Here is a 19,656-nt window from a genome sequence, read left to right as displayed (position 1 = left end):
CATGCCCGCCTCCGCGCTCAGCTTCTGTAAGAGCTCGTCATCGTGGCGTACACGATGACGTTGTCCGTGTAGTGCCCGGTGGTCCGATCGTAGGTGCCACCGCAGGTGATGAGGTGCAGTTGGGCGTTCTGCTGCTCCCCGTACACGCGCTGGGTCGGGAAGGTCTTCTTGTCCGCCTGCTCCACCCCGCCGACGGTGAACACCGCGGTCGTCTTGTCCTGGCGCTTGACCTCGATGGTGTCGCCGTTCTTGAGCTCCGGCAAGCGGGCGAAGACGGCGGGACGCGTCCGGGTGTCCTTGTGGCCGAGCAGCACGGCGGGGCCCACCTCGCCCGGGGTGGACATGTTCCGGTACCAGCCGACCAGGTTGTGGTTCTCCGACGGGGGCACCTGGATCGTGCCGTCCCTCTTCAGACCGACCGACTGGATCGGGGCGTTGATGCCCAGACGCTTGATCACGAGCCTGATCGGGGTGGAGGGCAGCATGGCGGGCGCCGGGGTGATCTGCGGCAGCGGCGGCGGCACGTTCGCCGGGGCCTGGAACCACGCCTGCTCGGGCTGGGCGGTCTGCTTCGGCTGGGCCTGGAGGTTCAGGGTGTCCCTGCTGCTCTGGAGGCCGTACTCCTCAGGGGACCTGAGCACGATCAGCAGGCCTGCCACGACCGTCACCACCCCGGCGATCGCGGCCGTGATCAGGACCGCTCTGAGGGCGGTGCTGCCCTTGTCCTGGGGCGGCGGCGGCGTGGGGGTTTGGCCGCCGCCGTACGGATAGTAGCCCGACACGTCTCGTCAGCCCTTGATCGAACGGCGTCGCATGATCAGCCCGCCGACCGCGGCTGCTCCTACCAGGGCTGTGCCGGTCAGGATGAACAGCCGGCCGTCCGGGCCCATCGTCCCGCCTGCACCCGTGTCCGCGCCCGCCTTGGGGGTCTGGGACTTCCTGGTGGTGCTGCTGCTGGGGGTGATCGTCACCGTGGAGGTGCGGGTGGTGGTGGGGCGGGGGCTGGTGTTCGTGGGGGTGGGGCTGGTCGTGGTGGGGCTCGGGCTGGTCGATGCGTTGCCCACCGTGAACGTGTACGCCTTGAGACCGGTGGTCGGGGCGGTGCACTTGAGTACGGGACTGGTCGAGCTGGTGCCGAAGGCGAGGTCGCCCGCGGTCAGCGACACGGTGCCCGTGGTCGTCGGCTTGACCTTGATCGTGATGCTGGGGAGGGTCGTGATGTCCGCGCCCGGCTGGATGGTGGTCGTGAACGAGCCTTCGCCGGTCGCGGTGGCCGGGGCTCCGGCGCCGGTCGCCTTGATCGTGGCGAAGAGCTTGGCGCCTGAGGCGGGCCAGGCTTGAGGGGCCTTCAGCGTGTCACCTGTGGCCTGGATGGTGCCGGTCCAGGTGATCGAGGCGTCGGCGTTGGCGGAGGCGGTGGTGGGAGGCGTCATGACGACCTTGATGTCCACGTCCGCCTCGGACGGGTAGTTCGTGTCAGTGGTGCTGGTGGGGACGTCGCAGACGTAGGCGACGACGTCGTCGTTGGTACCGCCACCGTTGCCCGTGCCGATCGTCACGTCCAGGACTTCGGTGGAGGTCGTAGTGCAGGTCGCGGTTGTCGTCGAACCAGTGGTCAGGCCCAGCTTCAGGTCACCGGGATCCACGCTTACCTTAGTCGTCGTGGTGGCGCCTGCCGCGATCTTGTAGACGACGTTCCCGGGCTGCGACGCGTTCTGGCCGGATGTAATGGTCGGCCCCGACTTTGCACCAGCGTCGGAGACGCTGCCGCCGGTCGCCGTCATCGTCAGGGTGGCCTGCACGGTGTTGTTGGCAGTGGCAGCCTGAGCCAGCGTCAACGCTGGGATGTTCACGGTCAGGTCAAAGGTCTGGCCAGCCGCAACCGAGTCCGGCGCACTAAGGGTGACAGTGATCGGAGTGTTGGCAGTGAACGTGAAGGGCCCGCCCGTACCGCAGGTATAGCTGAACTGCTTCGACGCCGCGGACGCCGGCGCCGGCGTCGCCACGATGAAGACGGAGCAGACGGAGATGACGAGCGCGCTCATCAATCCCAACGCGGATGTCGTTTGGGCGAGGCGTCGCCTCACCTGGGACATAAGCACGGGTCCTTCTCCGTTTCAAAGCGTTGTCAACAGTCGTGCCAGACTTCCAGCCGTTGGTCACGGTTAGGTAGAGATCCTACGAACTGTCCCTGTCAACTTCCCGTAAACCGCCAAATCCACCCCAACTTTCCCCCTCATCCCTTCTTCTTCGACAACGTTGCGTACACGACGATGTTGTCTGTGTAGTGATGGGTCGCCTTGTTATAGACCCCACCGCAAGTGATGAGCCTGAGCTGGGAGTTGCTGGTGTTGCCGTACACCCGCTTGGTCGGGAACGAGTTCTTGCTCGCCTGCTCGATCCCGCTCACCGTGAACCGGGTGACCTTCCCGTCCGACCGGTACACGTAGATCTGGTCACCCTTGGCCAGCTCCCGCAGCCGATCGAAGACGGCGGGCCCCGAGCGGGTGCTCACGTGGCCGTTGACGATGGCCGGGCCGGTCTCCCCGGGCACCGGCGAGCCCTTGTACCAGCCCGTCTGGTTGGGCTTGCTCAAGGGGGGCGTGCCGAGCACGCCCTTCTTGTTCACCGATACCGAGCCGATCGGCGCGTTCACCTTGATCTTGGGGATCTTGATACGGATCGGCTTGGGCGCGGCCTTGCCGACCTTGGGCTTGGCCTTGGGGATCGCAGGTACGACCGGAGCCGCCGCCAGCGGGGGCGGCGCGTCCAGGCGGGCCGGGGTCAGGGGGACGTTCTTGCCGCCAGGGCCGACCGTCGGCGGGAGGATGAACGCGCCCGCGTTCGACATCTCGACCGTGGACGGCGCGCCCTGGGGCGCGGCGAGCGGCTCCCCTGAGCCCGAGCCGTCGTCCACCGGGGGTGCCAGCGAGAGCAGGCTCACCATGACCAGGCCGATGCCGCCGAGCGAGCCGGCGATGAGCAGCCCGGGCAGCGCCCGCTGCATCGGCGTCTTCTGCTGCTGCTCCTCCATCAGAGCGCTCCTCCCGCGTGCTCGGCCCTACGCCGTCGCAGCAGCAGCCCGCCGCCGGCGGTTCCCATCACCAGAGCCATGCCGCCGGCCATGAGCCCGAGCGGGGGCCTCTCCTCATCGGGGGCCACTCCGGTGTCCACGCCGCCACTCGGGGTGTTGGCGACCTGGGCGCGGTAGTACTTGGTCGCGGTGGGGCCGGTGCTCTTCGGCGTGACGGTTGCCGTGGTGGTGCTGGTGCCGGTCGGCGTGACCACCTGGACGAAGTCACCGCCGATGGTGGCGTCGGAGTCGTGCTCGTTGCCGTTCGGGTCCGGGTCATTGGGGTCGGGGTCGTTCGGATCCGGGTCGTTCGGGTCGTCTGTGGGCGGATCCGTGCCGGGGTCGTCCGTCGGCGTCTGCGTGCCGGTGCCCGTGGGCGTGCTGCCGGGGACGGTCACGTCGATGGCGCCCGGATCGTTCTGCATGGCGCAGGTCGTCTTGTCGTGCTCCGGCGGCTCGGGCACGTCGCTGATGAACACCTGGAAGGCGTCCAGGTAGGCGCGCTTGCTCTCGGTGTTGATGATCTCGATGGTGTGCGGCCCGTAGTCGAGCTGCGGCGACGTCCAGAGCACTTCCTGGCTCTTGGTGCCCGTCATGGGCTTGCCGCTGCTGTCCTTGCCCGGCTCGACCAGGCCCGAGGTGACTTCCTGCCCGTCGATCTTCACCCTGATCTTGCTGAGGTCCTGCTCACGCCGGCCGATGTAGGAGACCTTGGTGCCGAGGAACGCCAGCTTGGCGCTCGCTTCCAGCCCCTCGGTCCAGCGAATGTCCTTCAGGTGGTCGTCATATGTCGCAGCGGTGTAGTCCCACTGCCAAGACCCGGTGTATTGGATGTCCGTGGAGTCGTCGCTGTTGACCTTCACGTCACCCTCGGCTGGCGTGAACTTGAGGCTCAGGCCGGCGGGCTCGAAGCGGATCGTGCCCGCACGGTCGAGCGCCGCGCCATCGGTCAGCCCCTCGGGCAGATCCAGGTAGCTGCCCGGAACCAGCTGCCCCTGGCTCTTGTCTCCGCGAGGTTCGAGTTGACCGTTCCAGGCGCCGCTGGCCTTCACCACGCCCTCGAGACTCAGGGTGGAGCCCTCCGGGAAGAAGCCCGGCGAGCCGAATCGCTGCAGGCTCTTGTAGGACATGTCCCAGCGGACGTCCATCCGTCCGGCCGTGACCTGCGGCGTCATGCGAGCTTCCAGGTCCACGCCGGTGCCCGCGATGCCCCCCGTGCATCGGTACTTGATCACCAGGGACGACTCTGCCTGGCTGGGAATCGAGGACGTCACAACCAACCCAGCAGATGCCGCCACGCCCAAGGATGCGGCGAATAACGCCTTGTGCCACCGACTCACGGAGACTCCGATCCCCCACATACCAGACCGAGGGTAGATCTTAGGGTCGAAACACCGGCAACACATGCCGAAAAACGCTTCTTCCGGCACTTGTGATGAACCCGTGTCCCCAGCCCCCCGCGCCGGGTATACCTTCCGGTAACAGAATCCTATTCTGCAGGCGGAGGCGACTGATGCAGCGAGACCTCTTCGACGACGAGCACCTCCTCTTCCAGGAGACCGTGCGCGACTTCATGGCCCGCGAGGTCGTCCCGCACCACCCCCAGTGGGAGAAGGACGGGATCGTCCCGCGCGAGGTCTGGAAGAAGGCCGGCGAGCTGGGCATGTTCGGTTTCTCGGTGCCCGAGGAGTACGGCGGCGCGGGTGTCAAGGACTTCCGCTTCAACGCCGTGATCGTCGAGGAGCTCATCAGGAACGGCGCCACCGGCCTCGGCTTCTCGCTGCACAACGACGTCATGGCCCCGTACGTCGTGGACCTCACCAACGACGAGCAGAAGCAACGCTGGCTGCCCGGCTTCGCGTCCGGCGAGCTGATCACGGCGATCGCCATGAGCGAGCCCGGCGCCGGGAGCGACCTGCAGGGCATCAGGACCACCGCGACCCTCGAAGGCGACCACTACGTCGTCAACGGACAGAAGACGTTCATCACGAACGGCATCAACGCCGACCTCGTGGTCGTCGTCGCCAAGACCGACCCGGAGGCGGGCGCCAGGGGCACGACGCTGGTCATGGTGGAGCGCGGCATGGAAGGCTTCGTCCGCGGGCGGAACCTGGACAAGGTCGGCATGAAGGCACAGGACACGGCCGAGCTGTTCTTCGACAACGTACGCGTGCCCGTCGCCAACCGCCTCGGCCCCAAGGACGGCGAGGGCTTCTTCCAGCTCATGCACAACCTGCCGCAGGAGCGCCTGTCGATCGCCGTGGCGGCGGTGGCCGCGGCGGAGGCGGTGCTGGAGCAGACCATCGAGTACTGCAAGACCCGCCAGGCCTTCGGCCGCAACATCGGCTCGTTCCAGAACACCCGCTTCGTCCTCGCGGAGCTGTCCACCGAGACGGACATCGCCCGCCACTACGTCGACAAGTGCATCCTCGCCCTCAACGCCGGCCGGCTCACCGCCGTGGACGCGGCCAAGGCGAAGTGGTGGACAACCGAGCTGCAGACCAAGGTGATCGACCGCTGCCTGCAGCTCCACGGCGGGTACGGCTACATGACCGAGTACCCCGTGGCCAAGGCGTGGCTCGACAGCCGGGTCCAGACGATCTACGGCGGCACCACCGAGATCATGAAAGAGATCATCGGCAGGTCGTTCGGTTTCTGACGGGTTCTGAATCGTCACCGCGCGGCAGGCCGGATCGGGCCGCATACTGGACGATATGGACGGCGGCCTGATCCTCCTGATTTTCCTGGCCTTGCTGTTCGCCTGGCTGCTCAACCGCGTGCGCCGGGCGATCCGCCTGGGGCCGATCGGCTATGCCGGTGTGGTGATCGTGTTCGTCCTGGTCATGCTGCTGCTCTGGGGCCAGACCAAGATCTAGCACCGTGGAGCCTCGCCCATGGATGCCCCGACGTCCGTGCTCACGCTCGCCGGTCTCGTCCTGGCTGTTCCCGGGTCCCTCGGCCGGGCCGGTGGTGTGAAGGGCGTCCGCGCCGCGAGGAACGTGCCCGGCTAGGCTCGCTGCCGGGTCTCGGATTCGAGATGCCTGACGAGCTCTTCCAAGGTCTCTCCGCAGCGTACGTTGGAGAGTCCGCTGGTCCTGGGCACCAAGTTCGTGCGGATGGCCGCCCAACCACCTGCCAGGTCGTAGATCTGCCACCCCGGGAACGCGCTGATCACCTGTGCCGCGGTCACTGGCACCGCCATACTCCGGCGACCGGATGGGACGCGCGCACGTCCACGTAACGACGGGAAAGCCGGCCAGCGGCTCTCGCAGGCTCCTGGATGGGATGCCAGGCGTAGATGGCCCGCTTCCGGAGGACGTCCCAGCCCGTACGCCGCCAGAATCTCTCACAGTCGCACCACACGACGAGGCCGACGCACACGGACACCAGCGCGAGCCCGTACCCGTCATGGACGTCGCTGGGGACGCCGAAGAGGTGTAGCTCTCGTTTCAGTTGCTCGGCCGCATCGAGCGACGGCACCCCGAGTACAGGGCCGGGCAATGCTTGGCAGAGGCTCATCCACCCACCTCTCAGACGTTGCGACTCCGATGAGTCCAAGTGAAGCCAGGTGGGCGGGGACCTTTGAACTGCGCGGCAGCCCGTCGTTGGGACGTGTCAAGTCACTGAGAAACGTCCCGCCACGGCCTTGAAACGTCCTGGGACGTTCACGTCCACTGGGAGTGTGAACGAGCGCCTACGCACAGCGATGCTCCGCCACGGCCTGTCTCTGGAGGACCTGGCCGAGACGTGCGGTGTCGAGCCCAAAACGGTCGAACGGTGGATCAACACCGGACGGGTGCCGCATCGTCGGCACCGGTGGGCGGCGGCGAAACTGCTGACCGCTGACGAGACGTATCTGTGGCCTGACGTGCTGGAAGCCAGCCAGTCGCGCCGTGGTCGGGCGAACCGGTCCGAGCTGGTGGAGGTCTTCCCCGACCGTGCCAGCGTTCCTCGCGAGCTGTGGCTGCGGCTCCTCAGTGACGCGCAGGCCAGCGTGGACGTACTGGTCTTCTCGGGGACGTTCTTCGCTCAGACACAGCCCAAGATCGCCCAGTTGCTGACCGAGACGGCGGAGCGCGGTGTCACGATCAGGCTGTGCTTCGGTGATCCCACCGCTCAGTCCGTCGAGACGCGCGACCGTGAAGAGGGCCTCGGCGGCACGCTGGCCGCCAAGATCCGCTCATCCCTGACCTACTACCGGACGCTGCCCAAGCTGGACGGCTGTGAGATGCGGCTGCACGCGACGACGTTGTACGCCTCGCTGTTCCGCTACGACGATGACATCCTGGTCAACCCGCACGCGTACGGCGAGCCGGCCTCGGCCAACCCGACCTTCCACTTTCGCCGCCTCGATGGCGGGACGATGGCCGAGCATTACATGTCGTCGTTCGAACGGGTCTGGGCCGGCGCCGTTCCGTGGTCCGGCGCGGAGATCTGAGAGGCACCTCATGGGACGAGTCGAGTACTGGAACGATCCGGAAGCCCCGAAGGCGAACAGCCTGGTGCCGGCCTGCGGGACGGTCACCGTGGACGACGCCGGTCGCATCCTCATGCAGCTCCGACGTGACACCGGCCAGTGGGCTCTGCCGATGGGCAAGATGGAGATCGGCGAGACGCCGTCTCAGTGCGCCGTGCGGGAGACCGAGGAAGAGACCGGTATCCGGGTCGAGCCGGTGGGTATTCTCGGGATCTACTCCGACCCCGGCCACATCGTGGCCTACACGGACGGCGAGATCCGCCAGGAGTACGAGGTCATGCTGATCGCGCGTCCGGTCGGCGGGCGTCCTGAGGCGAACGACGAGGCGAGCGACGTGCGGTGGGTCGAGCCGGGCGAGCTGCACTCTCTCGACATTCATCCCACGCAGTGGCGGCAGCTCAACGACTACCTGGAGGGACGGCACTCCCACGTCGACTGACCTGGGACCATGGCCGGCATCTCGACACCTCCCTCTTCCGGCACGCTCCAGTGACGCCCAGGAGAAGAGGGTGGCCGCTCCGACGTCGAGGACATGGATCAGCGGCTGAGTATATGGGTTTGCCGACGGTCGGCCCGGTCGGCTAGGAATCTCGCATGCTGAAGGGCAGCAAGGTCGGGCTCAGGGCCCGGCACGAGGACGACATCCCGATCCTGCAGGCCGAGCTCTACGACGACGTGGTCACCCACTCGCGGGCCCAGGCCGGCCCATGGCGCCCGATCACGCCCGGCTCCAAGGAATCGCTGGTGGTGGTGGACGACAGGGAGCAGGGGCACGTCGCGTTCTCCGTGGTGGAGCTGGACGGCGGCACGCTGGTCGGCACCGCGACGCTGTGGGGCATCGACACCCACAACCGGTCGGCGCACATCGGGCTGGGGCTGCGGCCTTCCGCCCGCGGCAAGGGTTACGGCACCGACGTGGTGGCGGTGATGTGCCGCTACGGTTTCGTCGTGCGCGGCCTGCACCGGCTGCAGATCGAGACGCTGGTGGACAACACCGCGATGCTGCGCTCCGCCGAGAGGAACGGGTTCGTGCGCGAGGGCGTGCTGCGTTCCTCGGCCTGGGTGATGGGCGAGTTCCTGGACGAGGTGCTGCTCGGGCTCCTCGTCCAGGACTACGAGCCGGACTCGAAGGGCTAGGACGCCGCCGGACTGTCCGCCCCGGTCGCTCAGCCGGGGACGGGCTCCAGGTCGGCGTGGTCGAAGGGCGGGTAGCTCTCGCGGCCCGTACGCTCGGCCGCGTCGATGTAGTCGGCCAGAGCGCTGCGGGACTGGGCGAGCCGCACCATCTGATCGTCGAGCCGCCGCAGCCGTGATCGCATCGCCGCCAGCAGTTCGGGACATCCGAACAGCTCCGGGGCCTCGCCGACCGCGCAGGGCAGCAGGTACGCGATGTCCTCCGACGACAGGCCGGCACCGAGCAGGTGCCGGATCTGCTTCACCCGCAGCACCGCGCTCTCGTCGTACTCGCGGTAGCCGTTCGCGCCGCGCTCCGCCTCCAGCAGGCCCTGGGCCTCGTAGTAGCGCAACTGGTGGGCATGGACGCCCGTCCGACGGCTCAGTTCCCCGATTCGCATCGAACCCCCACTTGACCTTCATACCGGTCTCAACGTTGACGATGCTGCCATGAACAACAGAACCGCTGCACCCGTGACGGTCATCGGGCTCGGGCTGATGGGCCAGGCCCTCGCCGGCGCCTTCCTGAAGGCGGGGCATCCCACGACCGTATGGAACCGTACGGCCTCCAAGGCCGACCAGTTGGTGGCCGGGGGCGCGCGACTGGCGCCGACGGTCGGCGACGCGCTCCGGGCGAGCCCCTTGACGATCATCTGTGTCACCGACTACGAGGCCGTGCGCGAGCTGCTCGGAGGAAGCGAGAGCCCGCTGGAGGGCACGACGCTGATCAACCTGACCTCCGGCACCTCGGCCCAGGCCAGGGAGGCCGCCCAGTGGGCCGCCCGGCGCGGTGCCCGTTACCTCGACGGCGCCATCATGGCCGTCCCGCCTGCGATCGGGACCGCCGAGGCGGTGATCCTGCACAGCGGGCCGCGCGAGGACTTCCAGGCGCACGAGCAGACGCTGGAAGTGCTCGGGACCCTCACCCACCTCGGCGCGGACCCGGGGCTGGCGTCCCTGTACGACGCGGCCGGGCTGACCATGATGTGGAGCATCCTGAACGCCTGGCTGCAGGGAACCGCGCTGCTCAGGACGGCGGGGATCGACGCGGCGACCTTCGCGCCGTTCGCGCGGGAGCTCGCCACCGGCGTGGCCGGATGGCTGCCCGGATATGCCGAGCAGGTCGACAGCGGCTCCTTCCCCGCCGAGGTGTCGGCTCTGGAGACGGACGTGCGGGCGATGGCGCACCTGGTCGAGGAGAGCGAGGCGGCCGGGGTCAACGCCGAACTGCCGAAGCTGATCAAGGCGATAGCCGATCGCGCGATCGCGGCGGGGCACGGTGGGGAGCAGTACCCCGTCCTGATCGAGGAGTTCGTCACCCCCCGGTGACGGCTGACCCGCCCGGCCGCCACCCGGCCACGTGACCGCCAGGCCGCATCCCCCCGCCTATATGAGGGTCACGATCTTCTCGTTCTCCCCCGCCCTGCGCGATCCGGACGTGTCGCGGACGATGGCGGGACCCTACGCCGGCTCCAGGATGACGCGGGCCACCAGCTCCGGATCGTCGCTCATCGGCACGTGACCGCACCCCTTCAGCAGCTTGACCCGCTGCCCCGACCACCGCGCCGCGCGTACGGCCTGGCGGCGCGGCAGCAGCCGGTCCTGCTCGCCCCACGCGATCGTGATCGGCGACTTCGGCGGCGCGGGCGGCATCAGCCCGCCGAACGACTCCAGCGTCTCGTCGAAGCCGGGCGCGCTGCTCAGCGCCTGCGTGGCGGCCATCAGGGCGGTCGGGTCGAGCCTGGCGGGGTGGGCGACGAGCAGCCCGGCGGCCACCGCACGCAGGTGGCGGTTCTCCAGCTGCTCCAGGGTCAGGGTGCGGGCCGAGGCGCGCATGGCGCGCAGCATCGCCTGGCAGTAGAGCAGCTCCGCGCGGGACCAGAAGCCGACCGGGGAGATCGCGACAGCCGAGCGTACGACACCGCGCGAGGCCAGCTCCAGCGCGATGTAACCACCCAGGGAGTTGCCCGCCACGGCGGGTTCGCGGATGCCGAGCCGGGCGCAGAACGACTCGACCGCGTCGGCCAGCGACTCGGCGGTGTACGGGATCCGCGGCGGCAGCTCGCGCGAGACCCCGAAGCCGGGCAGGTCCACCGCGAACACCGTGCGGGTGGCGGCGAGCCGGTCGAGCACCGGCAGCCAGCCCTGCCAGTGGTGGCCGATGCCGTGGACGAGGATCAGCGGCGCGCCGGTGCCCCGGCGTTCGAAGGCCAGCTCCATGGTCGCCAGTGAATCACTCACCTACCACGCGTGGGAATCTCGAACCAGACGGCTTTGCCTTCCCTGGTGGGCCGGGACCCCCAGCGCCTGGCGAGCTGGTCGACGAGGTAGAGGCCGCGCCCGCCCTCGTCGTTCTCGCCCGCGCTGCGGATGCGGGGCAGCCGCAGGTCCTGGTCGAACACCTCGACCCAGACCGCCTCCTCGCCCCTGCGCAGCCGCAGCGTGAACTCCTTGTCGCCGACCACCTCGTCCTCGAAGCCCGGCGTGTCCCAGGACTCCTCGAACGGCAGCGGCGGCCCCTCCACGACCAGTTCCCTGCGCGGCACCCCGGCGGTGGCGGCGTGCAGCACCACGTTGGTGACGACCTCGGAGACGAGCAGGCAGGCCAGCTCGGCGCGTTCCTCCGGCACGTTCCAGCTCGCGAAGGCCTCGGCGGCCATCCGGCGCGCCTCACCGACCATGATGGGCTGGGCGGGGAACGTGCGGGACTCCACGTCGAGGTCCACGTCGCTGGAGCGGACCACGAGGATGGCCATGTCGTCGTCGATCTCGCCGGGCACCGCGACCGTGGCGGCGTCGGCGATGCGCTCGACCTCGGCGTCGGACATCTTGGCGAGCTTCTCGCAGAGCACGCCCAGCGTCTCGGCCTCGCTCGGCATCCGGCCGTCGCGTCCGGGGCGGCGGTCGACCAGGCCGTCGGTGTAGAGGAGCAGCGCCGCGCCCGGCGGCAGCGTGCGGGTCTCCTCCTTGTAGACCAGGTCGGCGTGCAGGCCCTTGGCGCGCACCCCGAGCGGCTGGCCGACCTCCTCGATGTCGAGCTCGACGCACTGCCCGTCGACCAGCAGCAGCGGCGGGGCGTGCCCGGCGTTGGCGAAGGAGAGCTGGCGGGACCAGGCGTCGTAGACGAGGTACTGGCAGGTGACGATGGGCGGGATGCTGACGTCGGCGCCGTTGTCGTCCTGCTCGGGGGTGGCGATGATGCGGGTCCACTCGTCGAGCCTGGCCAGGATGTCGGCCGGGGACTTGTCGTCCTGGGCGAAGGCCCGCAGCGCCGCCCTGAGCTGGCCCATGATGGCCGCCGCCTTGGCACCCCTGCCCTCGACGTCGCCGATCACGATGCCGACGCGGCCGGCGGACAGCGGGATGACGTCGTACCAGTCGCCGCCGACCTGGGTCTGGATGCCCTGCCCGTGGGAGGCCAGCGGGGCGGCCGGGTAGTAGCGCACGGCGATCTGCAGGCCGTCGAGCTGCGGCAGCGCCCGGGGCAGCAGGTACTTCTGGAACGACTCCGCCGTGTGGCGCTCCTCCTCGAACAGCAGCGCGTTGTCGATCGCCAGCGCGACCCGGGTGGCGATGGCACCCACGAAGTCGCGGTCGAAGGCGTCGTAGTGGGGGCTGCGGCGGTCGGTGAGGTTGGACAGGCCGAGGTACATCAGCCCCAGCGTCTCCCCCCGCACCAGCAGCGGCGCCACGATGGCGGAGGTCATGCCGATCTCGCCGCACAGGCGCGCGCTGCCCTCGTGGGGGACGGGGCTGCGGTTGGTGGCGAAGTCCTCGACCAGGATGGTCTCCTGGCGGCGGAGGGCGGTGTCAGCGTAGTGGCCGGAGGGGTAGCGGATCTCCGCGCCCACCGGCTTCCATGTTCCCGACGGTGGCGTCCACCCCTGTACGTGCTGCGAGACCCTGCGGACGAGCCGGTCGCCCTCCATCAGCTCGATGAAGCAGTGGTCGGCGAACTGGGGGACGAGCATCTCCGCGACCCGCTTGAGCGTCTCCTCGACGTACAGGGAGCCCGCCAGCCGCTCGCCGATGCGCTCCAGCAGCCCGAAGCGGTCCTTCTCCCGCTCGTTGCTGCGCAGCGCCTCGCGGGCCATGATGACGATCCCCGTCACCCCGCCCGACGAGGGACGCAGGGGCACGGCCTGCGCGCGGACGTAGACGATGGTCCCGTCGCCGCGCCTGACGTCGAACGTGCCCTCCCACACGCCGCCCTTGAGCACGTGCTTGGCGAGCTCGATCGCCATCGGGTGGTCCTTCTCCATGATCCCGAGGGACAGGACGGACGAGTCACGCGAAGGCGACTTACCCTGCCGGCCGAAAAGTTTCTCGGCGAACGGATTCCAATAGAGGAGATTGCTGAAACGGTCGGTGACGACCACTGCCATTTCGGCGTGGTCGAGCACGGACCCGGCAGCAAGGTGATCAGCCGCTTCTTGTGACAGATCCCCCCATCGCTTCATCCGGAGACCACTCCTCGGGGTGGCGTGTCTGCAAAGCGGACCACGGGCGCTCCTGCAACAGTCTTGGCCAGGGGAGAGTGGAGGGCCTCCCAGGAGGGATTCAACCAAGTAGCTGGGCGCGCGTCAGCGCTTGGAGACAAAAACGTGCGCGGCCACATCGCGCGGAAGCTCCGCAGGAGTATCCTTCGCGTCACCGTCACCTGTCACCCGTACACCGTCGTCGCTCGCCGCGAGCGTCACCTCGCGTCCGGGTTGTATCCCAACTTGCTTGAGTTTAAGCATCACAGCGGGATCGCTTTGCACTTGTTCGCTAATTCGACGCACGACTACCGCTGTGTCGCGTGTGCCGGCGAGGTCGCACATCGTCGTCAGCACGTCGTCACCGCTGTCGACCGGCTCCCTGGCGCCCAGCTCGGCCAGACCGGGGATCGGGTTGCCGTGCGGGCACACCGTCGGGTTGTCGAGCAGCGTCACCAGGCGTGACTCGACCGACTCCGACATGACGTGCTCCCAGCGGCACGCCTCGATGTGCACTTCTTCCCAGGGAAGGCCGATCACCTGGGTGAGCAGGCACTCGGCGAGGCGGTGCTTGCGCATCACCCGCGTGGCGAGCGTGCGGCCCAGCTCCGTCATCGACAGGTGGCGGTCACCCTCGACGCGGACGAGCCCGTCACGTTCCATGCGCGCGACAGTCTGGCTGACGGTGGGGCCGCTCTGCTGAAGACGCTCCGCGATGCGGGCCCGCAGCGGGACGATGCCCTCTTCTTCGAGCTCGTAGATGGTACGGAGATACATCTCCGTGGTGTCGATCAAGCCGTGTGCGGTCAAGGCTCCTCCCAAGTGAATGGTACTTCGCCGATCGTGGGACTGAGCCCGTCCGCTGCGGGCACAGGAGTCACAGGGAACCCTATTGGGAGAACGACCGACGATGGTTAAGGACGGCAACAATGGGGCGGCCGAGTTCCTTCCCGACCGTCTCGATCTCGATTCGCTCCGGAGTGCCGCTGCCTTCTGCGAGGGCTGCGACCTGTACAGGAACGCCACGCAGACGGTGTTCGGCGAGGGGCCGCGGCAGGCGCGGTTCATGCTGGTCGGCGAGCAGCCGGGAGATCAGGAGGACCGGCAGGGGCACCCGTTCGTGGGCCCGGCGGGGCGCATTCTGGACAAAGGGTTGCAGGAGGCGGGGATCGAGCGGGACGACGTCTACCTCACCAACGCCGTCAAGCACTTCTCTTTCACGCCACGGGGTAAAAGGCGGATTCATCAAAAGCCCACGGCCGCCGAGATCGACGCCTGCCAGCCGTGGCTCAACGCCGAGCTGGCCGCGGTGCGGCCGGAGGTGGTCGTGGTGCTCGGCGCGACGGCCGCGCGGTCGCTGCTGGGACGCGCCTTCAAGGTGACGCAGCACCGCGGCGAGCCGGTGCCGCTCGGCGAGTCGCTCGCGGTGGCGACCATCCACCCGTCGGCCGTGCTGCGCGCGCCCGACAGGGACGCGGCCTACGCGGGCTTCCTGGCCGACCTCCAGGCGGCGGCGCGGGCCGCCTGAGCGTCAGTCCGCGGGCTCCTCACTCAACGGGCCGGGCCCCTGCGATCGACGCGGCCGGACCACGGCGGGCGCGCCGGCCCGGTAGTTGCGGAACCCGGCCACCGACAGCCCCACGACCAGCACGGTGACGGCGCAGGCGAGGCCGCCACCCACCCACGCCCCCGTCAGCCCGAAGGCGGTGGCCGTGGCGCCGGCCCGCAGGTCGCCCAGGCGCGGCCCGCCCGCCACGACCACCATGAACGCCCCCTGCAACCGCCCCCGCATCTCGTCCGGCGCATAGAGCTGCAGGATCGACTGCCGCCAGACCGAGGAGATCACGTCCGCCACCCCGCCGACGGCCATGAACAGCACGAGCAGCCACAGGTCGTGGACGAGCCCGGCGGCGGCGACGGCCAGCCCCCAGACGGCGATGACGACCGTCAGCGCCACCCCCTGCCGCTTGACGCGCCCCACCCACCCGGAGAACAGCGCGCCGGTCACGGAGCCGATGGCCATGGCGGAGTTCATCCAGCCCAGCGCGAGCAGGTCCCCGCCGAAGCGCTCGGCGGTCAGCTCCGGGAAGAGCGCCCGGGGCATGGCGAACACCATCGCGATGATGTCCACGACGAACGACATCATCAGCACCGGGCTCCTGACGATGAAGCTGAGCCCGTCCAGGACGGCCCTGGCTCCCGGACGTGTCACCTCGCCCAGCGGAGGCAGTGAGGGCAGTCTGAGCGCCGCGTAGAGGTTGGCGGTGAACAGGACGGCGTCCACCGCGTACGCCCACGCGTTGTCGCCGTACGTCATCGCGACCCCGCCGATCATCGGCCCGAGGACGGCGCCCATGCTGTACACCAGCGAGTTGAGCGCGTTCGCCGCCGGCACCAGCTCCGCGTCGAGGATCCTGGGGATGATCGCGCCCCGGGTCGGCCCGGTGATGGCGAAGCCGGTGGAGTTCAGCGCGACCGCGAGGAAGATCAGGTAGACGTTGTTCAGCCCGAGCAGCGCCTGGACGAGGATGAACAGCGTGGCGGCCCAGGCGACCACCGAGCCGACGACGAGCAGCTTGCGCCGGTCGACGGCGTCGGCGACCGCGCCGCCCCACAGGCCGAAGACGATCAGCGGGATCAGGTTGGCGATGCCGATCAGGCCGACGTAGAACGACGACTGCGTGATCTCGTAGACCTGCTGCCCGACCGCCACGACGGTCACGCCGACGCCGACGTGTGACACGGCCTGGCCCAGCCAGATCCGCCGGTACGCGGGGACGCCCAGCGGCCGGGTGTCTACGAGATGACGCTTGACCAGCTCCCCGAATGCCACTTAACGAACATTAAGGGGCAAGTCTCTCCAGAACCCACCCGGGTCGCGTCCGCCGGTAGCGGAGCCGATCGTGCATCCGGTCGAGCTGTCCCTGCCAGAACTCCATCTCGATCGGGGCGACCCGGAAACCGCCCCAGAAGTCGGGCACCGGCGGGTCCTCCGGCCAGCGGGCCGCCAGCTCCTCGTACCGGGCGTCCAGCTCCTCCCTGGAACGCACGACCGCCGACTGCCGCGAGGCCCAGGCGCCGATGCGCGAGCCGTACGGGCGCGAGTCGAAGTACTCGGCCGACTCCGCGTGGGAGATCCTCGTCACAGTGCCCTCGATGCGCACCTGGCGGCGTACCGGGTGCCAGGGGAACAGCAGGGAGGCGCGCGGGTTCTCGGCCAGGTCGCGGCCCTTGCGCGACTCGTAGTTGGTGTAGAAGACGAATCCGCGTTCGTCGTAGCCCTTGAGCAGGACCGTCCTGGCGCTCGGGCGGCCGCCGGCGGAGGCGGTGGCCAGGATCATGGCGTTGGGTTCCGGCAGGCCGGCGTCGAGCGCGTCCTGGAACCAGGTGGTGAACTGCGCGATGGGGTCGGACGCGAGGTCTGATTCGAGCAACGGCTCGCCCTCGTACGTACGGCGAAGCCCCGCCAGCGTGGGCGGGAGCGGGGTGGCATCCACGAGACGATATTCTTGCGCGCTTGCGTGGTAGATCCCATGCACCGCTCCCGACCAGCGGGTTTGCCTGAACGGCGGGTCCCGAGACCGAGCATGAGCTGGGAGGGGGTTAAATTGACCCGCCGGTATCTCGACATCAAGGCATCGCGTTGCCGAAACATGGCAAGAAAGGGAGGCGGCCGAGTATGTCCGACTTCAAACCCGGGCTCGAAGGCGTCGTAGCTTTCGAGACCGAGATCGCGGAACCGGACAAAGAAGGGGGCGCCCTTCGATACCGGGGCGTCGACATCGAAGAGCTGGTCGGCCGTGTCCCGTTCGGGCACGTTTGGGGCCTGCTGGTCGACAATCAGTTCCAGCCGGGCCTGCCCCCGGCGGAGCCGTACCCCATTCCTGTCCACTCCGGTGACATCCGTGTAGACGTGCAGAGCGCGCTGGCGATGCTGGCCCCTGCCTACGGCTTCAAGCCCCTGCTCGACATCACCGACGAGGAGGCCCGCGACCAGCTCGCCCGCGCCTCCGTCATGGCCCTGTCGTTCGTGGCGCAGTCCGCGCGCGGGCTCGGCCTGCCGATGGTGCCGCAGAGCAAGGTCGACGAGGCCAAGACCATCGTCGAGCGCTTCATGATCCGCTGGCGCGGTGAGCCTGATCCCAAGCACGTCAAGGCCATCGACGCTTACTGGACCTCGGCGGCCGAGCACGGCATGAACGCCTCGACGTTCACCGCCCGCGTCATCGCCTCCACCGGCGCCGACGTGGCCGCCGCGCTCTCCGGCGCCGTCGGCGCCATGTCCGGCCCGCTGCACGGCGGCGCGCCGGCGCGTGTCCTGCACATGATCGAGGGCGTCGAGCAGCTCGGCGACGCCAAGAAGTACGTCCAGAGCGAGCTCGACAAGGGCAACCGTCTCATGGGCTTCGGCCACCGCGTCTACCGCGCCGAGGACCCGCGCGCCCGCGTGCTGCGCCGTACGGCCAAGGAGCTCGACGCGCCCCGCTACGAGGTCGCGGCGGCGCTGGAGCAGGCCGCGCTGGAGGAGCTGCACGCCCGCAAGCCGGACCGCGTGCTGGCCACGAACGTCGAGTACTGGGCCGCCGTGGTGCTGGACTTCGCCGAGGTGCCCTCCCACATGTTCACCTCGATGTTCACCTGCGCCCGCACGGCCGGTTGGGCCGCGCACATCCTGGAGCAGAAGCGCACGGGCAGGCTGGTCCGCCCGAGTGCCACCTACACCGGTCCCACCTCGCGCCCACTCAGCGAGCTCGAGGGCGCCGACGAGGTCGTCGGCAAGTACTGATCCCGTGGTGCGGCTACCGCGCGGCCCCGTCGCCGCCGCGGTAGCCGTTTCGCGTTCCCGGGGACGAAAGCCTTGAACGTCTCCTGCTGGAGGCCCAGGAGCGGCGGCCGGTTCGAGGGCGGGGCCGACGGCACGGCGACCGCGCGCCCCCCGAGGCGCCAGGGAAGCGCCCAGTCCGCCGGTACGGGGTCCACGAGCACCGCCGTGAGCCGGATGCCCCGGATCTCCTCGTCGTACGTCACAGGCCCGCGCACGGCCGCCGGCGCCCACCCCGCGCCGATCAGCGCCCGCGTCACCACCTCGGCGGCGATCGGGCACCTGGCGTGCAGGACGACCAGCGCGCGCCGCTGACCTGGCGCGCAAGGGGAAACTTTCACCGATCTCATACTCCGGACCGGGTTCAAGCCATCCGGCGCAGGTCGGTAGGCTCCGTTACGTGGCTGACATCGTTATTCCCGCTGACATCAAGCCCGCTGACGGCCGCTTCGGCTGCGGGCCCTCGAAGGTTCGCACCGAGCAACTGGCCGCGCTCGCCGCCTCCGGCGCGAGCCTCATGGGCACCTCGCACCGTCAGAAGCCGGTCAAGGGCCTGGTCGGCCGCGTGCGTTCCGGTCTCGCCGACCTGTTCTCGCTGCCGGAGGGCTACCAGGTGGTGCTGGGCAACGGCGGCACCACCGCGTTCTGGGACATCGCCGCCTTCGGGCTGATCCGCGAGAAGTCCCAGCACCTGTCGTTCGGCGAGTTCTCCTCGAAGTTCGCCACGGTCGCCAAGAAGGCGCCCTGGCTGGCCGAGCCGAGCGTGATCAAGGCCGAGGTGGGCACCTACCCCGAGCCCGTCGCCGAGGACGGTGTCGACGCCTACGCGCTCACCCACAACGAGACCTCGACCGGCGTGGCCATGCCGATCAAGCGCGTCGGCTCCGACGACTCGCTGGTGCTCGTCGACGCCACCTCCGGCGCCGGCGGCCTGCCCGTCGACCTCGCCGAGACCGACGTCTACTACTTCGCGCCGCAGAAGAGCTTCGCCTCCGACGGCGGCCTGTGGATCGCGATCATGTCGCCGCGCGCCCTGGCCAGGGTCGAGGAGATCGCCGCTAGCGGCCGGTACGTGCCCGAGTTCTTCAGCCTGCCGGTCGCGATCGACAACTCCGCCAAGGACCAGACCTACAACACCCCGGCGGTGGCCACGCTGTTCCTGCTGGCCGACCAGCTCGACTGGATGAACGGCAACGGCGGCCTGGCCTGGACCACCGCCCGCACCGGCGAGTCCAGCCAGCGCCTCTACACCTGGGCGGAGAAGTCGGCCTACGCCACGCCGTTCGCCGCTCCCGAGTTCCGCTCCCAGGTGGTCGGCACGATCGACTTCGCCGACTCCGTCGACGCCGCCGCCGTGGCCAAGGTGCTGCGCGCCAACGGCATCGTCGACACCGAGCCCTACCGCAAGCTGGGCCGCAACCAGCTGCGCATCGCGATGTTCCCGGCCATCGACCCGGCCGACATCGAGGCGCTGACGACCTGCGTCGACTACGTGGTCGAGCGCCTCTAGTCAGTCCTTGCGGCCCGTCCCCGCGGGCCGGCTCGTCGAGGAGGCGGGCGCGTCCGGGAGACGGGCGTGTCCGCCTCCTCGACGCTCCGCACGAACCTGGCCGGTACCGGCAGCCTGCCGGTA

General features: G+C 69.1%; 20 protein-coding genes. 10 read left to right on the top strand and 10 right to left on the bottom strand.

The features are described from left to right. Positions 1 to 17: 17 nt before the first annotated feature. The 4 genes from ACBJ32_RS51485 to ACBJ32_RS51470 all read right to left on the bottom strand — a co-directional run bounded on the left by ACBJ32_RS51485 (position 18) and on the right by ACBJ32_RS51470 (position 4,308). Positions 18 to 782, bottom strand: coding sequence for a class F sortase (locus ACBJ32_RS51485; protein ID WP_357892933.1), 765 nt, complete (start codon positions 780 to 782; stop codon positions 18 to 20). Between the two features lie 6 nt (positions 783 to 788). Beyond that, entirely contained in the window at positions 789 to 2,096 is a 1,308-nt protein-coding gene (locus ACBJ32_RS51480; RefSeq protein ID WP_375133155.1) for a hypothetical protein, read from the bottom strand. Positions 2,097 to 2,236: 140 nt separating this feature from the next. Beyond that, positions 2,237 to 3,034 carry a class F sortase gene (locus tag ACBJ32_RS51475; protein WP_375133154.1) on the bottom strand — a complete coding sequence of 266 codons (798 nt, stop codon included), beginning with the start codon at positions 3,032 to 3,034 and terminating at the stop codon, positions 2,237 to 2,239. Further along, positions 3,034 to 4,308, bottom strand: a complete 1,275-nt coding sequence (locus tag ACBJ32_RS51470; RefSeq protein WP_375133153.1) for a hypothetical protein — start codon at positions 4,306 to 4,308, stop codon at positions 3,034 to 3,036. The genes ACBJ32_RS51475 and ACBJ32_RS51470 overlap by 1 nt, the downstream gene beginning before the upstream one ends. Positions 4,309 to 4,586: 278 nt before the next feature. Between ACBJ32_RS51470 and ACBJ32_RS51465 the strand changes: the two genes are divergently transcribed. The 5 genes from ACBJ32_RS51465 to ACBJ32_RS51445 all read left to right on the top strand — a co-directional run bounded on the left by ACBJ32_RS51465 (position 4,587) and on the right by ACBJ32_RS51445 (position 8,687). Next, complete coding sequence (locus ACBJ32_RS51465; RefSeq protein WP_357892941.1) at positions 4,587 to 5,732, top strand: acyl-CoA dehydrogenase family protein; 1,146 nt, start codon at positions 4,587 to 4,589, stop codon at positions 5,730 to 5,732. 55 nt (positions 5,733 to 5,787) lie between these two features. Then, complete coding sequence (locus ACBJ32_RS51460; RefSeq protein WP_357892943.1) at positions 5,788 to 5,949, top strand: hypothetical protein; 162 nt, start codon at positions 5,788 to 5,790, stop codon at positions 5,947 to 5,949. 830 nt (positions 5,950 to 6,779) lie between these two features. Continuing rightward, positions 6,780 to 7,511, top strand: coding sequence for an XRE family transcriptional regulator (locus tag ACBJ32_RS51455; protein ID WP_375133152.1), 732 nt, complete (start codon positions 6,780 to 6,782; stop codon positions 7,509 to 7,511). 10 nt (positions 7,512 to 7,521) lie between these two features. Beyond that, a complete protein-coding gene (locus ACBJ32_RS51450; RefSeq protein WP_375133151.1) occupies positions 7,522 to 7,989 on the top strand; it encodes an NUDIX hydrolase in 468 nt (155 codons plus the stop codon). Between the two features lie 155 nt (positions 7,990 to 8,144). Next, positions 8,145 to 8,687 carry a GNAT family N-acetyltransferase gene (locus ACBJ32_RS51445; protein WP_375133150.1) on the top strand — a complete coding sequence of 181 codons (543 nt, stop codon included), beginning with the start codon at positions 8,145 to 8,147 and terminating at the stop codon, positions 8,685 to 8,687. 29 nt (positions 8,688 to 8,716) lie between these two features. On the opposite strand, the gene ACBJ32_RS51440 is transcribed toward ACBJ32_RS51445, so the two are convergent. Beyond that, positions 8,717 to 9,124 (bottom strand): MerR family transcriptional regulator, encoded by a 408-nt coding sequence (locus tag ACBJ32_RS51440; protein WP_357892951.1) that lies wholly within the window; start codon positions 9,122 to 9,124, stop codon positions 8,717 to 8,719. A 49-nt stretch (positions 9,125 to 9,173) separates the two neighbouring features. On the opposite strand from ACBJ32_RS51440, the gene ACBJ32_RS51435 reads away from it, so the two are divergent. Then, complete coding sequence (locus ACBJ32_RS51435; protein ID WP_375133149.1) at positions 9,174 to 10,052, top strand: NAD(P)-dependent oxidoreductase; 879 nt, start codon at positions 9,174 to 9,176, stop codon at positions 10,050 to 10,052. Between the two features lie 132 nt (positions 10,053 to 10,184). On the opposite strand, the gene ACBJ32_RS51430 is transcribed toward ACBJ32_RS51435, so the two are convergent. The 3 genes from ACBJ32_RS51430 to ACBJ32_RS51420 form a co-directional block, all read right to left on the bottom strand. Continuing rightward, the gene (locus ACBJ32_RS51430; RefSeq protein ID WP_375133148.1) at positions 10,185 to 10,964 is read right to left on the bottom strand and encodes an alpha/beta fold hydrolase; all 780 of its coding nucleotides are present in this window, start codon (positions 10,962 to 10,964) and stop codon (positions 10,185 to 10,187) included. Then, positions 10,961 to 13,183, bottom strand: a complete 2,223-nt coding sequence (locus ACBJ32_RS51425; protein WP_375133147.1) for a SpoIIE family protein phosphatase — start codon at positions 13,181 to 13,183, stop codon at positions 10,961 to 10,963. Before ACBJ32_RS51425 ends, ACBJ32_RS51430 begins: the two co-directional genes overlap by 4 nt. A gap of 123 nt (positions 13,184 to 13,306) precedes the next feature. Beyond that, entirely contained in the window at positions 13,307 to 14,011 is a 705-nt protein-coding gene (locus tag ACBJ32_RS51420) for a metal-dependent transcriptional regulator (protein WP_357892961.1), read from the bottom strand. Between the two features lie 100 nt (positions 14,012 to 14,111). Here ACBJ32_RS51420 and ACBJ32_RS51415 point away from each other — a divergent pair, with 100 nt between their 5' ends. Then, positions 14,112 to 14,729, top strand: coding sequence for a UdgX family uracil-DNA binding protein (locus ACBJ32_RS51415; protein ID WP_375133146.1), 618 nt, complete (start codon positions 14,112 to 14,114; stop codon positions 14,727 to 14,729). 3 nt (positions 14,730 to 14,732) lie between these two features. Here the strand turns inward: ACBJ32_RS51415 and ACBJ32_RS51410 are convergent, their stop codons facing one another. Then, entirely contained in the window at positions 14,733 to 16,034 is a 1,302-nt protein-coding gene (locus ACBJ32_RS51410; protein ID WP_375133145.1) for an MFS transporter, read from the bottom strand. Between the two features lie 10 nt (positions 16,035 to 16,044). Beyond that, positions 16,045 to 16,698, bottom strand: coding sequence for a pyridoxamine 5'-phosphate oxidase (pdxH, locus tag ACBJ32_RS51405; protein WP_375133144.1), 654 nt, complete (start codon positions 16,696 to 16,698; stop codon positions 16,045 to 16,047). A 182-nt stretch (positions 16,699 to 16,880) separates the two neighbouring features. On the opposite strand from pdxH, the gene ACBJ32_RS51400 reads away from it, so the two are divergent. From ACBJ32_RS51400 to serC, 3 genes are all read left to right on the top strand, one after another. Then, positions 16,881 to 17,987 carry a citrate synthase 2 gene (locus ACBJ32_RS51400; protein WP_375133143.1) on the top strand — a complete coding sequence of 369 codons (1,107 nt, stop codon included), beginning with the start codon at positions 16,881 to 16,883 and terminating at the stop codon, positions 17,985 to 17,987. Between the two features lie 204 nt (positions 17,988 to 18,191). Beyond that, the gene (locus ACBJ32_RS51395) at positions 18,192 to 18,338 is read left to right on the top strand and encodes a hypothetical protein (RefSeq protein WP_375133142.1); all 147 of its coding nucleotides are present in this window, start codon (positions 18,192 to 18,194) and stop codon (positions 18,336 to 18,338) included. 85 nt (positions 18,339 to 18,423) lie between these two features. After that, on the top strand, positions 18,424 to 19,533 hold the full coding sequence (gene serC, locus ACBJ32_RS51390; RefSeq protein WP_375133141.1) for a phosphoserine transaminase: 1,110 nt from the start codon (positions 18,424 to 18,426) through the stop codon (positions 19,531 to 19,533). Positions 19,534 to 19,656: the final 123 nt, after the last annotated feature.

This window comes from Nonomuraea sp. GTA35, assembly GCF_041950525.1.
Lineage (GTDB): Bacteria > Actinomycetota > Actinomycetes > Streptosporangiales > Streptosporangiaceae > Nonomuraea.
This window is presented reverse-complemented; position numbering and strand designations above follow the sequence as displayed.

Excerpts from the sequence above, each read along its gene's own strand:
- ACBJ32_RS51480 (WP_375133155.1), bottom strand. The coding sequence starts at position 2,096 with ATGTCCCAGGTGAGGCGACGCCTCGCCCAAACGACATCCGCGTTGGGA.
- ACBJ32_RS51475 (WP_375133154.1), bottom strand. The coding sequence starts at position 3,034 with ATGGAGGAGCAGCAGCAGAAGACGCCGATGCAGCGGGCGCTGCCCGGG.
- ACBJ32_RS51465 (WP_357892941.1), top strand. The coding sequence starts at position 4,587 with ATGCAGCGAGACCTCTTCGACGACGAGCACCTCCTCTTCCAGGAGACC.
- ACBJ32_RS51460 (WP_357892943.1), top strand. The coding sequence starts at position 5,788 with ATGGACGGCGGCCTGATCCTCCTGATTTTCCTGGCCTTGCTGTTCGCC.
- ACBJ32_RS51455 (WP_375133152.1), top strand. The coding sequence starts at position 6,780 with ATGCTCCGCCACGGCCTGTCTCTGGAGGACCTGGCCGAGACGTGCGGT.
- ACBJ32_RS51450 (WP_375133151.1), top strand. The coding sequence starts at position 7,522 with ATGGGACGAGTCGAGTACTGGAACGATCCGGAAGCCCCGAAGGCGAAC.
- ACBJ32_RS51445 (WP_375133150.1), top strand. The coding sequence starts at position 8,145 with ATGCTGAAGGGCAGCAAGGTCGGGCTCAGGGCCCGGCACGAGGACGAC.
- ACBJ32_RS51440 (WP_357892951.1), bottom strand. The coding sequence starts at position 9,124 with ATGCGAATCGGGGAACTGAGCCGTCGGACGGGCGTCCATGCCCACCAG.
- ACBJ32_RS51435 (WP_375133149.1), top strand. The coding sequence starts at position 9,174 with ATGAACAACAGAACCGCTGCACCCGTGACGGTCATCGGGCTCGGGCTG.
- ACBJ32_RS51425 (WP_375133147.1), bottom strand. The coding sequence starts at position 13,183 with ATGAAGCGATGGGGGGATCTGTCACAAGAAGCGGCTGATCACCTTGCT.
- ACBJ32_RS51415 (WP_375133146.1), top strand. The coding sequence starts at position 14,112 with ATGGTTAAGGACGGCAACAATGGGGCGGCCGAGTTCCTTCCCGACCGT.
- ACBJ32_RS51400 (WP_375133143.1), top strand. The coding sequence starts at position 16,881 with ATGTCCGACTTCAAACCCGGGCTCGAAGGCGTCGTAGCTTTCGAGACC.